This is a genomic window from Slackia sp. (assembly GCF_977041755.1).
Window position 1 is genome coordinate 16,118 of the sequence record NZ_CDRRGL010000012.1, and the last position, 13,772, is coordinate 29,889.

Annotated in this window: 15 protein-coding genes; 13 read left to right on the top strand and 2 right to left on the bottom strand. The window is 57.8% G+C overall.

Features of this window, described 5'->3' with window-relative positions; genetic code table 11:
* Positions 1–153: 153 nt before the first annotated feature.
* A complete protein-coding gene (locus ACWI8T_RS02220) occupies positions 154–636 on the bottom strand; it encodes a methylated-DNA--[protein]-cysteine S-methyltransferase (RefSeq protein WP_114615066.1) in 483 nt (160 codons plus the stop codon).
* A 110-nt stretch (positions 637–746) separates the two neighbouring features.
* Here ACWI8T_RS02220 and rpe point away from each other — a divergent pair, with 110 nt between their 5' ends.
* The 13 genes from rpe (at position 747) to ACWI8T_RS02285 (ending at position 12,432) form a co-directional block, all read left to right on the top strand.
* Positions 747–1,475, top strand: a complete 729-nt coding sequence (gene rpe / locus ACWI8T_RS02225) for a ribulose-phosphate 3-epimerase (protein WP_281669140.1) — start codon at positions 747–749, stop codon at positions 1,473–1,475.
* Between the two features lie 7 nt (positions 1,476–1,482).
* The gene (locus ACWI8T_RS02230) at positions 1,483–2,673 is read left to right on the top strand and encodes a cysteine desulfurase family protein (RefSeq protein WP_287537779.1); all 1,191 of its coding nucleotides are present in this window, start codon (positions 1,483–1,485) and stop codon (positions 2,671–2,673) included.
* Positions 2,670–3,476, top strand: a complete 807-nt coding sequence (locus ACWI8T_RS02235; protein ID WP_281668998.1) for a histidinol-phosphatase — start codon at positions 2,670–2,672, stop codon at positions 3,474–3,476. The genes ACWI8T_RS02230 and ACWI8T_RS02235 overlap by 4 nt, the downstream gene beginning before the upstream one ends.
* Before the next feature lie 127 nt (positions 3,477–3,603).
* Positions 3,604–4,512, top strand: coding sequence for a Nif3-like dinuclear metal center hexameric protein (locus tag ACWI8T_RS02240; RefSeq protein ID WP_281668999.1), 909 nt, complete (start codon positions 3,604–3,606; stop codon positions 4,510–4,512).
* Entirely contained in the window at positions 4,512–5,249 is a 738-nt protein-coding gene (locus tag ACWI8T_RS02245) for a zinc ribbon domain-containing protein (RefSeq protein ID WP_281669000.1), read from the top strand. The genes ACWI8T_RS02240 and ACWI8T_RS02245 overlap by 1 nt, the downstream gene beginning before the upstream one ends.
* 308 nt (positions 5,250–5,557) lie before the next feature.
* A complete protein-coding gene (rpmB, locus tag ACWI8T_RS02250; protein ID WP_114615071.1) occupies positions 5,558–5,746 on the top strand; it encodes a 50S ribosomal protein L28 in 189 nt (62 codons plus the stop codon).
* A 145-nt stretch (positions 5,747–5,891) separates the two neighbouring features.
* Entirely contained in the window at positions 5,892–6,239 is a 348-nt protein-coding gene (locus ACWI8T_RS02255) for an Asp23/Gls24 family envelope stress response protein (protein ID WP_114615072.1), read from the top strand.
* Positions 6,240–6,278: 39 nt separating this feature from the next.
* Complete coding sequence (locus ACWI8T_RS02260) at positions 6,279–7,916, top strand: DAK2 domain-containing protein (protein WP_449137795.1); 1,638 nt, start codon at positions 6,279–6,281, stop codon at positions 7,914–7,916.
* A 15-nt stretch (positions 7,917–7,931) separates the two neighbouring features.
* The gene (locus ACWI8T_RS02265; protein ID WP_449137796.1) at positions 7,932–10,157 is read left to right on the top strand and encodes an ATP-dependent DNA helicase RecG; all 2,226 of its coding nucleotides are present in this window, start codon (positions 7,932–7,934) and stop codon (positions 10,155–10,157) included.
* Positions 10,154–10,753 (top strand): 16S rRNA (guanine(966)-N(2))-methyltransferase RsmD, encoded by a 600-nt coding sequence (gene rsmD / locus ACWI8T_RS02270; RefSeq protein WP_114615075.1) that lies wholly within the window; start codon positions 10,154–10,156, stop codon positions 10,751–10,753. Before ACWI8T_RS02265 ends, rsmD begins: the two co-directional genes overlap by 4 nt.
* A gap of 42 nt (positions 10,754–10,795) precedes the next feature.
* The gene (gene coaD / locus ACWI8T_RS02275) at positions 10,796–11,275 is read left to right on the top strand and encodes a pantetheine-phosphate adenylyltransferase (RefSeq protein ID WP_114615076.1); all 480 of its coding nucleotides are present in this window, start codon (positions 10,796–10,798) and stop codon (positions 11,273–11,275) included.
* Positions 11,276–11,392: 117 nt separating this feature from the next.
* Entirely contained in the window at positions 11,393–11,860 is a 468-nt protein-coding gene (locus ACWI8T_RS02280) for an ATPase (protein ID WP_114615077.1), read from the top strand.
* A gap of 11 nt (positions 11,861–11,871) precedes the next feature.
* Positions 11,872–12,432 carry a YceD family protein gene (locus ACWI8T_RS02285; RefSeq protein WP_449137797.1) on the top strand — a complete coding sequence of 187 codons (561 nt, stop codon included), beginning with the start codon at positions 11,872–11,874 and terminating at the stop codon, positions 12,430–12,432.
* Positions 12,433–12,683: 251 nt separating this feature from the next.
* Here ACWI8T_RS02285 and ACWI8T_RS02290 read toward each other — a convergent pair whose 3' ends face one another.
* On the bottom strand, positions 12,684–13,670 hold the full coding sequence (locus ACWI8T_RS02290; RefSeq protein WP_449137798.1) for an MBL fold metallo-hydrolase: 987 nt from the start codon (positions 13,668–13,670) through the stop codon (positions 12,684–12,686).
* Positions 13,671–13,772: the final 102 nt, after the last annotated feature.

Sequence of the window (13,772 nt, forward strand, 5' to 3'; positions counted from 1 at the left end):
TTCGCATGGGCAATACGCGAGGTTGACGTTCGTTCGGGGCTCATCGGGCATGCGCATACCTTCTTTCGGCGGTGCGTGTCGGGTTCGAATACCGCGCGTGATGCCCTTTGCAGTCTTGCTTTGATCGAATCGCTCGTTTTCGCGTTGCTTGACCTATTTCATTTTCGAGGTATCAATGCCCTCGAGATCGAGTAGGTATTTCTTGATTTTCACTCCGCCCGCATAGCCCACGAGTTTGCCATCGGCTCCAATAACGCGGTGGCACGGCACCACAATGGGCAGTGGGTTTTTGTTGTTGGCGAGCCCTACCGCGCGAAAGCCTTTAGGGCTGCCAACCATTTCGGCGATTTCCGCGTACGTGCGCGTTTGACCATAGGGAATGGTTTCAAGGGCTTTCCATACCTTGAGCTGGAATTCGGTTCCGTGTGGCGAGAGGGGAATGTCGAAGAAACGGCGCTTGCCTGCGAAATATTCCTGCAGTTGCGTAGCCGCCTTGTTCGTAAGCGCGCTCGGGCGGCGCGGGCCATCGTGTGCAACGTCGCCAAAAGCAATCGCGCAAATGCCCGCCTCGTCGGCGGCGATGCTCAGTCGCCCCATGGGCATGGCGTATACAAAATAATTCGTGCAGCGTTGCATGGTCATCCTTTCGTGTGTTCTTCGATTATAGGCGGCAAGCGCTGCGGCTGCGTTAGAATGGATGAAAAGGCAGGGGCCTCGCCCGAAATTCATGCATGCAAGGAGCCAATGTGTTCACCGAGCCGAAAATCGCACCATCAATTCTGTCCGCCGACTTCATGAATATGGCCCGTGATGTGGCCGAAATCGAAGAAGGCGGTGCCGCCTTCGTGCATGTTGACGTCATGGACGGTCATTTTGTGCCGAACCTTACGCTCGGCGTGCCGTTTGTCGCCGGCTTGAAGAAGATCACGAAGCTGCCGCTCGACGTGCACTTGATGATTTCCAACCCGCTCGAACAGCTTCCCTGGTATCTGGAGCATACGCCCGATATCGTCACGGTGCATGCCGAGGCGCTCAACGCCGATGCCGGCCAGTTTGATTTGGCGATCGATATGATTCACGACGCCGGCTGCAAGGCCGCCATCGCCATGAAGCCCGATTACGATGTCGAGCTCATCAAGCCTTACATCGCGAAGCTCGACATGGTGCTGCCCATGAGCGTGTTCCCGGGCTTTTCTGGCCAGAGCTATATCCAAGGAACCGAGGCCAAGGTTGCCCGTATCGTCGAGATGGCTCGTGAGGCGGGCGTTTCGCCGCTCATCGAGGTCGATGGCGGCTTGAAGGCGAACGACCCAACGCGCGCAGTGTGCGCGGCGGGCTGCGACGTGCTTGTTGCGGGCAGCGGCGTGTTCGGCGCGTCCGATCGCGCGGCTGCGATTGCGGAAATGAAGGCGGTCGCCGCCGAGGCCCAGAAAAACGGTTTCGTGGCTCCGTGGACAAACGACGTGCAGGCATAAAAGGGGCATGCAAGCAATGCAAACCAAGCGCATATATTTGGACAACGCGGCAACCACGCCATTGTGCGATGCGGCCGCAAAGGCCATGGCGCCTTATATGGAGTCGGGAACGCAGGCGCCTTTCGGCAATGCGAACTCGCTTCACTCCATTGGCCGCGAGGCGTTCTCCGCGCTCGAAGATGTGCGTGCTCGCGTGGCTCGCGCCCTGAAGGCCCATCGTCCCGACGAAATCGTATTCACGGGCGGTGCTACCGAATCGGACAATTCGGCAATCGTGGGCATGGCGCTTGGCGCGCGCGAAAAGGCTCGTTTGGCGGGCAAGCATGGGCCGTTCAAGGTGGTGACCTCGCGCATCGAGCATGAGGCTGTTCTCGAAACGAGCCATATGCTACGCGCGCTCGGCTTCGAGTTCGAGCTTGTCGACAACGATGGCTTGGGCAGGGTAACGCCTGAAGCACTGAAGCGCGTGGTTGATGAAAACACTCTGGTGGTAAGCGTTATGGCTGCCAACAACGAAGTGGGCACCATCGAACCTGTGGCCGAGTTGTGCAGCGTGGCTCATGCCGCCGGCGCACTGTTTCACGTCGACGCCGTTCAGGCGCTTGGGAAAATTCCCGTCGATTTGAAGGGCTGGGGTGTCGATGCGGCTTCGTTTTCCGCGCACAAAGTGGGCGGTCCGAAGGGTGTTGGCGTGCTCTATCTTGCGGCGAAAACGCCCTACGTGGCGTATCTGCCTGGTGGCGGTCAGGAAAATGGGCGTCGCAGCGGCACGCAGAACGTGTGCGGCATCGCAGGTGCTGCGGCGGCCATTGAGTTCGCTGTGGCTGAGCAGCCTGCTTATGCGGCGCGCGCCCGTGCCATGCGTGACGATTTGTACGCGCGTTTGGACGCCATTAAACGCGTGGTGCCGTCGGTTTGCGTGCCTTGTGGCAGCGAAGAGTTCTTGCCCAACATCGTGAATGTATGCGTGCGCGGCTTCGAGAGCCAAACGCTTATTTTGCAGCTCGACATGCGCGGTATCTGCATTTCGGGCGGCTCGGCCTGCGCATCGGGAAGCCTCGATCCTTCGCACGTGCTTTCCGCTCTCGGCGTCGAACGCAACCTTGCCCAAGGCGAGCTGCGCGTATCAATTGGCGTGGAAAACACGCAAGCCGACATCGATGCATTCTTCGAAGCGTTCAAGGAGGCGATTGCATGACCGAGCTCATAACGATGCACACGCACTCCACGTTCTGCAATCATGCCAAAGATCCGCTCGACGACATGGTGCAGGCGGCGGTCGATGCGGGCATTGCCCATATGGCGGCGACGGAGCATTATCCTATTCCCGATGAGCTCGACCCGTCGAAGCGCTCCACCATGCCGGCAGAGCGGCTTGAGGCCTATATTGACGCTGTGCGGGAGCAGCAGAAGCGCGACGATATCGACGTGCTTTTGGGCTGTGAGCTCGATTGGCTTGGCAAAGACGAAACGCGCGCTTTGCATGCGAGCGACTTTGACCGGTTCGACGTTGTGCTCGGCTCGATTCATTTCGTTGACCGTTGGCTTATGGTGAGCCATAAGAATATGTCGCGTTGGAAGTCGGTTGACCTTGAGGCGTTCTGGAACCGCTATGTCGAGCTTTGGTGCGAGGCTGCGAAAAGCGACATGCCGTTTACCGTGATGGCGCACGCCGACGTGGTGAAGAAGTTCAGCCCGAAGCCCGAATTCGATCTTGAGCCTTTGTATGAGCGCATGGCGAGGGCGGCGCGCGAGGGTGGGCGCATGGTCGAGGTGAATACCTCGGGCGCATATGCCGAGTGCGCCGAGTACTATCCATCGCCGTCGCTTTTGCAGGCGTTTCGCGCCGAGGGCGTTGCGTGCACGGTGGGAACCGACGCGCATTGCAAGGAGCATATCGCGCGCGATATCGAACGCGCTTACGATTACATGCGTGCTGCCGGCTATACGCAGCTCGCCGTTCCTACGCGTGGCCGTGGTGTGCGCATGGTCGATTTGTGATGTTGACGAGCCGCCTTTCGGGGCGGCTTCTTTATAGCGCGCGGCACGTGCTTACGACCTGTTAAACGCTACGAACATTTAACAGGTGCGAATAACCAATACGGCTCGAAAGACAAGGAGGCCGATTATGGCTAATGAAGAGGAATACGAGTTTGATGAGGAACAGCGGGGGCTGCGCCATGTGGGCCGTGGGCCTCTTGCGGAAAAGGGTACGCAGACACCTGCGTTGGTGGGCGAGCTCGTCTCCGCCCTGAATCGCATGTTTCCGCCGGCCGACGCTGAACCATGGGATCGAACCGGCCTGCTCGTGGGCGACCCTTCGGCAAAAATCGAAGGCGTGGCCTGCGCGCTCGACCCTACGGTGTCTGCCGTTCGCGAAGCCGCGCAGCTCGGCGCGAACGTGCTCGTGACGCATCATCCTGCGTTTCTCGACGCTCCCGATGAGTTCATGCCGCTTTCGGCTCGTGCCTGCGTGCCGGGTTCGGTGGTGTTCGAAGCGGCGCGCTTGGGTGTGGCGCTTGCGAATTGGCACACGGCGCTCGATGTGAGTGCGCCTGCGCAATCCATGCTTCCAGGCATGCTGCGCTTGAAGCCCTCGACTGTGCTTGAGCCGCTTGCTCGCGACGAATCGCTCGGCTATGGTCAAATCTGTGCCGTCGAAGCCAGCGAGGGCCTCACGCTCGGCGACCTATCGGCTCGTTGTATGGCGGTGTTCGGTCGGGCACCGCGCGTGTGGGGCACCATGGATACGTCTCTTTCCACGGTATGCACATGGACGGGCGGCGCCGGCGATGCGGCTTCTGAGTGCGTGAAGCGCGGGATTGACGTGCTTGTGTGCGGCGAAGTGAAATACCATGCCGCGCTTGAGGCGTCGCAGCAGGGCCTGTGCATCATTGAGCTTGGCCACGATGTGTCGGAATTGCCTTTTGCGCGAATTCTCGCCGAATCGTGCGTTCGTGTGGGCGTTGCTCGTGAGAAGATAGCGTTGCTCGATCAAAACGATGCGTGGCAGCATCCCGAAACGAGGAGGGTCTAGTGCAGGTAACCCAAGAGCAAATCGCGGCGCTGTTGAAGCTTCAGGCGATCGATTCGGAATGCGCGCGACTGAACAAGCAACTCGACGAGCTTCCCCAGAAAATGGCGATTCTCGACGTGCGCCATAAGAAGGCGGCGCTAGCCGAAAAACGCCGCACCATTGTGGGCATGCATAAAGATACGCAAACCCAGCTTGCGCACGCCGAGGGCGAAGATGCCGATTTGGCGCGCAAATCAAAGGTGGCGCAAGACCTCATCGATACAGCGGGCGGTGACTACCGCTCCATTACGCTGCACAGCAAGGAGCTTTCGGGCTACCAAAAGCGTCGCGATACGCTCGTCGATGAAATCGCCGGCTATAAAGAAAAGCTCGCTCAAATGGGGAAACTCGAGGGCGAGATTGACGCCATTGAGGCTTCGCTGTGCGCGAAAGAGGAAAAGCTCATCGCCGAATACCGCGCGAAGGGCGGCGAGATTCTGGCGAGGGTGAACCAGTTCAAGCCTGAACGCGATCGCATGGTCGCATTCGTCAACGACTCGAAACTGCTTGCGACTTACGAGCGCATCGCGAAGGCGAAGGGAGGGGTGGCGCTTTCCGCCTTGAACGAAAATGCTTGCACGGTATGCCGCACGACGTTCGACCACAGTCGCGCGTTAGGGCTTCGTGCCGAGGCTCCGCTTTCGGTATGCCCGAGCTGCGGCCGCCTCATGGTCATCGATAAGAAGTATCGCGGCTAGACGTTCGTTGCATGGCCTTCAACCTTGGCTTCCTTGCTATCGGAACCTGTTAAATGCTCGTAGCGTTTAACAGGTTCCTGGGTTTTAAAACACCAGGGATGCATCCTCGTTCGTGCGGGCCTGGTTTTTGCTCGCGAGCGCGAGTCGATCGGATGCGAATCGGAAACCGTTTGTAGGTTGCCGTTCACGTTTTCGACACAGAACACAAGAAGTCACAACTTTTCTTGTGTGACCTCTAATCGTGTGTTATAGTAATCAAGCTTTTTTGCCTGTAATCAGAGATTATCTGAAGTAATGGAGTGAGAGAAATGTCCCAGGTTTGTGAAATTTGCGGTAAGCACCCCGTGGCCGGTCGCAGCATCAGCCACTCCCACCGCGTAACCAATCGTACCTTCCGTCCGAACATTCAGAAGGTTTCCGTCGTCGTCGACGGCAAGTCCCGCAAGATGAATGTCTGCACTTCCTGCATGAAGGCCGGCAAGGTCGTCCGCGGCTAAAGCGCGACAACTGCACAAACGCAAAAGCCCGCTTCTGCGGGCTTTTTTGTGTGCAAGAGTACTTTGAGTATCAAAGTATCACCGCGCCTGCGCTGAAACGGGTATACTTAATGTTTGTCTCGCAGTCGTGGGAAAGGACGATTTCATGACGCAAAAGATTTCCGGCAATCTTCACGTATCTAACGACGTGCTGGCCGACCTCGCTGGTACCGCCGCCCTCGGCTGCTACGGCGTCGTTGGCATGGCAGCGCCTTCTTTGCAAGACGGCATCGCGAAGATTCTTCCCGCCAACCGCCTGCGCCGCGGCGTTATCGTGACGCCCCGCGAGGCTGGCATTCACGTCGATCTGTATGTGGTTATCGAATACGGCACCAACATCACCGTCGTTTCGCAGAACCTTATCGACAACGTTACCTATGTGCTCAATGAGTTTGCGCAGGTGCCGCTCGATGGCATTGAAGTGCACGTTCAGGGCATCAAAGTTCGCAAATAGCGAGCTTTGCTAAAGGTCATCGAGGAGACACCACCTAATATGAGCAACTATTCTACGCATGAAGTTCTGAACGCGATCGCTGCTGCCCAAAAGGCGCTTTCCGACCGCAAAGACGAGGTCAACCGCCTCAATGTGTTCCCCGTGCCCGATGGCGACACCGGCACGAACATGTCGCTCACCATGCAAATGGTCGTCGACAACCTTGCGAAGCTTCCGATTGGCGCTTCGAGTGCGGAAATTCGCAAGACCATCACCACGGGTGCGCTCATGGGCGCCCGCGGCAATTCCGGCGTTATTACGTCGCAGATCCTGCGCGGCTTGTGCGAGGGATTCGAAGGCTTCGAAGAAGAGGGCATTACCACCGCGTCTCTTGATTCCTGCTTCGCTCGCGCGACCGAAGTGGCGTTTCAGGCCGTGCGCAAACCGGTTGAGGGCACCATTCTTACCGTAATCAAAGATACCGCGGCCGCCGCGAAGAAGGCTCGCAAGAAGAAGCTCAACACCGAAGAGGCGCTCGACTTCATCGTGAACGGCGCATATGAATCGGTGCAGCGCACGCCCGAGTTCCTGCCTGTGCTGAAAGAGAACGGCGTCGTTGACGCTGGCGGCTTTGGCCTGGCTATTCTCATCGACGCGTTCGCCGCAACCCTCACGGGCAAGGAAGGTTTCGCTGGCGACGCGCTCGCGATGTCTCGTCCTGCTCCGAAGGCGGAAATCGAACAGATCGACGACTGGGACGTTGATTCCGCGTTCCGTTACTGCACCGAATTCCTCGTGCATTCCAACACGATTGACGTTGATGCTGCGAAAGACTTCCTGCCTACCATGGGTGACTGCGACCTCATGGTCGGCATGCACCCCAACTTCAAGGTGCACGTGCACTCCAACCGCCCCGACCAGGTTCTGGGCTGGTTCCTTACGCACGATTGCCAGATCTCTGAAGTGCATGTCCACAACATGAAGCTGCAAAGCGACGAGCGCAACGAGAAAATCGAGGCGCAGCTCGAAGCCGAGCACAAGCCGCTTGGCGTCGTTGCTGTGGCTCCCGGCTCTGGCACGGCCAAGATTCTCGAATCTCTCGGTGTCGATGTCGTTATTTCTGGCGGTCAAACCATGAACCCGTCCACGGCCGACATCCTTGCTGCCGTCAACAAGGTCAATGCCGACTCGGTCGTCATTCTGCCCAACAACAAGAATATCATCATGGCTGCTCAGGCCTGTGTCGAGGTTTCCGAGAAGCCGTGCGCAGTCGTTGCCACCACGAGCGTGCCGCAGGCGTTTTCTGCGATGTTCGGCTTCGATGGCGAAGCTTCGCTCGAAGAAAACGTCGAGGCCATGACGGAGGCTTTCGCCGAGGTGAAAACCGGCGAAGTCACCCATGCCATCAAAGACTCGAAAGACGCCCACGGCAATCCCATCAAAGATGGCGACGTCATTGGCATTGCCGATGGCTCCATTGAAGCCGTTGGCTCCGACGTCTCCGACGTTGTGCTCGCGTTGCTTGAAACCATGGAGGCCGACGACGCTGATACCATGACGATTCTCGCTGGCGAAGATTTCAGCGACGAAGACCTTGGGGCGCTGGTCGCTCGCATCGAAGAGGCCTACGAAGACCTTGAGATTGACCCGCACCGCGGCGAGCAGGCGCTTTACCCCGTCGTGTTCTCGCTCGAGTAGCGCAACAACTTCATCATGTCTGACCGCTTGGCCGCCACCCTGGCTCTTGACGCACCCGTGACTTCCATTCCGGGCGTTTCGTCGGGCAGGGCGGCGGCTTTGTCGCGTTTTGGAGCCACGACGATTCGCGACGTGCTCGCGCATTACCCCAAGCGCTACCTTGATATGTCGAATATCTGCACCATCGGACAGGCGCGCATTGGCGAAAATGCCACCATTGTCGCTACGGTGCATGAGGCCGTTCTTAAGCGCCCCAAGCCGAAGTTCGATCTGGTGGAAGTCACGCTCGTCGATGGCACGGGTACGCTTATCGTCACGTTTTTCAAGCAGCCCTGGCTTGTGAAAACGCTTACCCCCGGCATGCGTGTAAGCGTTGCGGGCAAAGTTGAGTTCAACTACGGTTTCTTGCGCATGACCATGCCTTTCCTCGATAAGGTCGATGGCGACAACGTCGAAGAAGTCACCGGTCAGGTGATTCCTGTGCATAGCGCATCCGAGAAGGTGCCGCAAGGCCAAATGCGTCGCATCGTGCGTGGGGCGCTCGCTCAGCTCGGGCGCGTGTACGACCCGCTGCCCGCTTCGCTTCGCGCGAAGTATCGCCTTATGCCGCGTGCGGAAGCATTGCGCGCGATTCATTTCCCCGTCGATATGGCCGAGCAAGCCCAGGCACGCCGTCGTTTGGTGTATGAGGAAGTGCTTGCACTTGAAATGCATTTGATGCAGCAGGCGCAAGCGGAACTCGGTGACGCTTCGCCGCGCACGCACGTCGTTGACGGCCCAGCCCGCAGGGCGTTTGAGGAACATGTGCCCTTCTCTTTGACGGGCGACCAACAGCGTGCGGTTGCCGATATCTCGCAGCGCATGGCGGCCCCCGAGCGCATGCGCCATATGCTTTTGGGCGATGTGGGTACGGGCAAAACCATGGTTGCGGCGTTTGCGCTCGTTATGGCGGCCGATTCTGGTGAGCAGGCCCTCATGATGGGCCCCACCGAGGTGCTCGTCGACCAATATGCGCAAGGCTTGGGACCCCTTCTCGAAAAATCGGGCGTGACCTGGTCGAAGCTTACAGGCTCGACGCCCGCTTCAGAACGCGAGGCGATTCTCGAAGGTTTGGCCTCGGGCTCGATTTCGGTGTGCTTTGGCACGCATGCGCTGCTTGTGGATGATGTGGTGTGCCACAATTGCGGGCTCGTGATTATTGATGAGGAGCAACGTTTCGGCGTTGACCAGCGTGAAGCCCTTATGGCGAAGGGTGCGGCGTGCGATGTGCTCGAAATGACCGCGACGCCCATTCCTCGCACGCTCGCCCTGGCGCTGTATGGCTCTATGACGCAGTCGTATTTGCGCGAGATTCCCTTCGAGCGCCCGCCACGCACGACGAAGGTGTATGGCTTTCGCGAGCGTGGCCGCGCTTACGACGTGGCGCTTGAGGCATGTAAAAGGGGAGAGCAAGCTTATATCGTGTGCCCCTTGGTCGGCTCCCAGGGCGGCGCGGCTGCGCAAGCTTCTGGGCCGCGCCCTAAAGAGCGCTCGCGTTTCGGCTATTCCGGAACCGCCGGAGAGCAGGGCGAGCCGGTGTATATCGATTCGTTCGACGATTTCTCGGGCGATGATTCGAAGGCGGCCGAGGCTCAGGCGAAATTCCTGCAAGCGAAAACATTTTCGGCGTATAGGGTGGGGCTTTTGCACGGTCGCATGAAGGCGGCGGCGAAGCGCGAGGTCATGGAGCGCTTCCGCGCAGGCGAGATTGATGTGCTTGTGAGCACGACGGTCATCGAGGTTGGCGTTGACGTGCCCAATGCAACGGTGATGATTGTGGAAGACGCTGATAAATTCGGCCTTTCTCAGCTTCATCAGCTGCGTGGACGCGTGGGCCGCGGTGAAAAACCCGGTTTCATGTGTTTGATTTCAGCCACGGGCGATAAGGCGGCATGCGAACGCCTGTCGGCTATGGAGAAAACCGAAGATGGCTTCAAACTCGCCGAATATGACTTGTCACTTCGCCGCGAAGGCGATATTTTAGGCAATCGCCAACATGGCGCCTCGGTGCTCAAGCTCGTGAACGTGGTTCGCGACGGAGCTGTGATCGAGGCCGCTCACGCCGACGCGCGTGAATATATGGAAACTCAGGTTCGTGCGAATACGCTTGAATCAAAGCTTTATCTGCGCGAAGTGGATGCGGTGTTTTCCGCTGAAGCGCAGCGTAAGACGCACATAGCGAAAAAAGGAGGCGTGCGATGAGGGTTATCGCAGGAGATTTCAAGGGCAGAAACCTTAAAGCCCCCACGGGAATGGATACGCGACCGACTACCGATCGCGTGAAGGAATCGTTCATAAGCTCGCTCATTTCGGCCTATGGCTCGCTCGAGGGCGCGCATGTGCTCGATGCATTTGCGGGCAGCGGCGCCCTTGGCATCGAATGTCTCTCGCGCGGCGCCGAATCGGCGGTGTTTTTCGAACGCGACAAGGCTGCTCTCGAAGCATTGCGCTCCAATATCGATATGTTGAAGCTTTCGCAGGAGCGCGCTCGCGTTCGCCAGGCCGATGTGCTTGCCACGCCGCCCGTGTACGGTGCGCCTTTCGACATCGTGATTTTGGATCCTCCGTACGCGTATCCTACCGAAGAAGTGTGGGCGTTCGTCCAAACGTTGCGTGAGCGTGGTATGCTCGCGCCCGATGCAGTGATAACCTACGAACACCATTCGAAGGTTGACGTAGCGGGTTTCATCGAGCAAACGGGCGAGTCCGTTGAGATTCATGCGAACAAAATCTTTGGCAAGTCCAAGGTTGGCTTCGTGCTGTTTTCGTTTCAGGAAGACGCTGAGCCTGCGGAATAACGCAGTGGAAGGGAATGCGTTTCCCATATAAGGAGGATTATCGTGAGAAGAGCGTTGGTTCCGGGTACATTCGACCCTATTACCAATGGGCACATCGACGTCATTGCCCGCGCATCTCAGATGTTTGACGAGGTTATTGTGGGCGTTGCGAAAAGCGACAAAAAGCGCCCCTTGTTCACGCTCGAAGAGCGCGTCGCGCTCGCGAAGGAAGCCACGGCCCACCTGGACAACGTTTCGGTTGTGGGCTTTGACGACTTGCTCGTGCATTTCGCCGAGGAAATCGACTGCAAGTTCGTCGTGAAAGGCCTGCGCGCCATTACCGATTTCGAATACGAATTCCAAATGACCGCGGCGAATTATCGCTTGAATGATTCGATCGAGACCGTGTTCATCATGTCTCCGCCGCAATACATGTACCTGTCGAGCTCTATCGTGCGCGAAATCGCTTCGTTCCATGGCAATATTTCTGAGCTTGTGACGCCTGGTGTGGAGAAAGCCTTGCGCGCTCGTTTTTCATGCTAGAATAGTTTGACTTGCGATAAGGTGCCAAGTATCTTATCGATTGCAATGAAAGCAACCTGCGGCCTTCCGCAGTGTATTGAAATGCAGCATATTCGCAGCAGGCATGAAAGGGATGCAATGGACGAAACAGGAGTTCTCGGTCTCATTGAGGAACTCTCTATCCTTCTTGAGGATTCGAAACCGGTGTTCGGCAAGAACAATCTTCGCCAAGTCGACATCACCGCGGCTTTTGAGATTATGGATGAAATTCGCGATACGTTCCCGGGCGAATTCGCGCAGGCGCGCCAAATCGTTCGTGAGCGCCAGAGCCTCCTCGACGATGCGGAAGCCGAGAGCTCTCGCCTCATCGAAGACGCTCGCAGCCAGGCTATGACGATTGCCAGCGAGCAGGAAATCGTGCGCATCGCGCAGCAGCAGGCCGACACCATCATGGCCGACGCCCGCGAGCTCGAGCGTCAGACGCGCGCTGGCGCCGAAGACTACGCTGACGAGGTGTTTGGCCACGTCGAGCAGAGCCTCGATACGCTTATCACGAGCGTTCGCCGTTGCCGCGATCGCTTGAACAACCAGGGAATCGGCCGCTAATGGCTGCGACCGTGGAAAATAATCCGCTGGTCATAGACGTTCCTGCAGAGCTCTTCGCCCCGGCGGAGAGCTCTTCTTTCGAGGGAACCTATGACATGGGCGAGTTTGACTTCGGCCCCGACCATTACAAAACGGTTGGTGCCATGCAGTGGAACGCTTTTGTGAGCAATGTTGGCGGCGCCTTGCTTGTTACGGGCTCCATCACCGGCGTTGTTGCGACCGAATGCTCTCGCTGCCTCGACGAAGTCGAATACGATGTGAATGGTGAGCTTGAGGCGTATCTTATTATTCCGGGCGAATCGGAAGCGCCCGAAGATATGGATGAAGACGAGTTCGACTATCTTCCCGAGAGCAACCAGCTCGATTTCGAGCCTATCCTCAGGGCTGCCGTGCTGGTCGATTTGCCCTATGTGCCGTTGTGTGCTGGAGACTGCAAGGGTTTGTGCCCGCAATGCGGCGCGAACCTCAACGACGGCCCTTGCGGCTGCAAGCCCGTCGAGGACGATGTCGTGCGAACCGATTCCGGCAAGCCGAGCCAATTCGCCGCGCTTAAGAATTTCAAGTTCGAATAGAAAGAAGGACGCGTAAGCGTCCTTTTTCATATGCGCCTTTGTTGGATATTTGGGCGAGCGGTTCTACCTTGCGGCGGCTTCCCTAAGGCCACGGCTCGCTACCGTTCGCTGCGCTCACTATGCGCTCGCCTGGCTTCGTTTAGCTTTTGAATAAAAGCATGCATGAACTCAGACGGCCCTTGGGGAAGCCGCCGCAAGGCAGAACCGCCGTGACCAAGCTTGTTCGTGTATAGCGAAACGAAACCTCCTCGCTATTCCGCGAGGTAGAATTCGACGACTTCGCCTTCAATAATCATGCGAATCGTCCCACAATGCACGTCATGCACGAGGTGGGCGAGCGTTTCGCCGAGGGAGAAAAACTTCTGCTCCATTGCCCAGCTTTCCCAATTGGGATATTTCCAGCTCGCGTTACTTGTGATGTCGATGATGTCGTGATGGCCGGCGCGCACAAGGTCTTCCATTTCGGTGAGGCGCGCCTCGTGGTGGGCGATGAGCTCGTCTACGCGTCGCGCAAGCCCGCTGAAGGGCTCTCCGTGGCCGGGGAGAGCCAATTTCACGTCGTAGTCGCGTACCTTCCGCAAACTCGCAAGGAAGTCGCCGAGCTCGTCGGTCTCGAGCATGAATGACGAGATGTTCGGGGTGATGCGCTCGAGCACATGGTCGCCCGTGAGCATGATTTTCGATGCCTCGTCATAGAGGCAGATATGCGTCATATGGTGGCCAGGCGTTTCGATGACTTGGAAGCGGTAGTTTCCGCGGCGGAAGATGTCGCCATCTTTCAGATAGGTCACGGGGTAGTCGCCCTTCACGGCGGAAAGGTCGGTCGAGAATACGCGCGAGGGCTGGCGTTGCGATTCGGCGCACAGGGTCACCGCGTCGACGATGGGCAAAAACGTGCTGCTCTGCAGCTTATTCATGATGCGCGGCTCTTCGAATGAATGCATATGGGCGTATACGCGCATACTCGGACGCCAAATGCGATCGAGGTTGCCCACGTGATCGGGGTGGCTATGTGTCGCAAGCACATCGATGTCTTGGAAATCGAGGCCAAAATCATCGAGGGCTCGGCGCAATGCCTGCTCGCACTCTATGCGGTTGAAGCCGACGTCCACGAGCGTGGGACGGTCTTCATCGAAAATTAAATAGGAATTCAGTTGCTTAAGCGGGTTTTCGGGCAGGGGTACCTTGATAAGGAAAATGCCCGGTGCGATTTCGCATGAATGCTGGTTATCCGCCACGTGAGACCCCTTTCGATATGCGCCTTAGGTGTGGAATGCTCGTGTGCGCCCTTGCGCCTTTAGTTTCTGACGTATACTTTACTGCCGTGCAGAAAGCAGTTG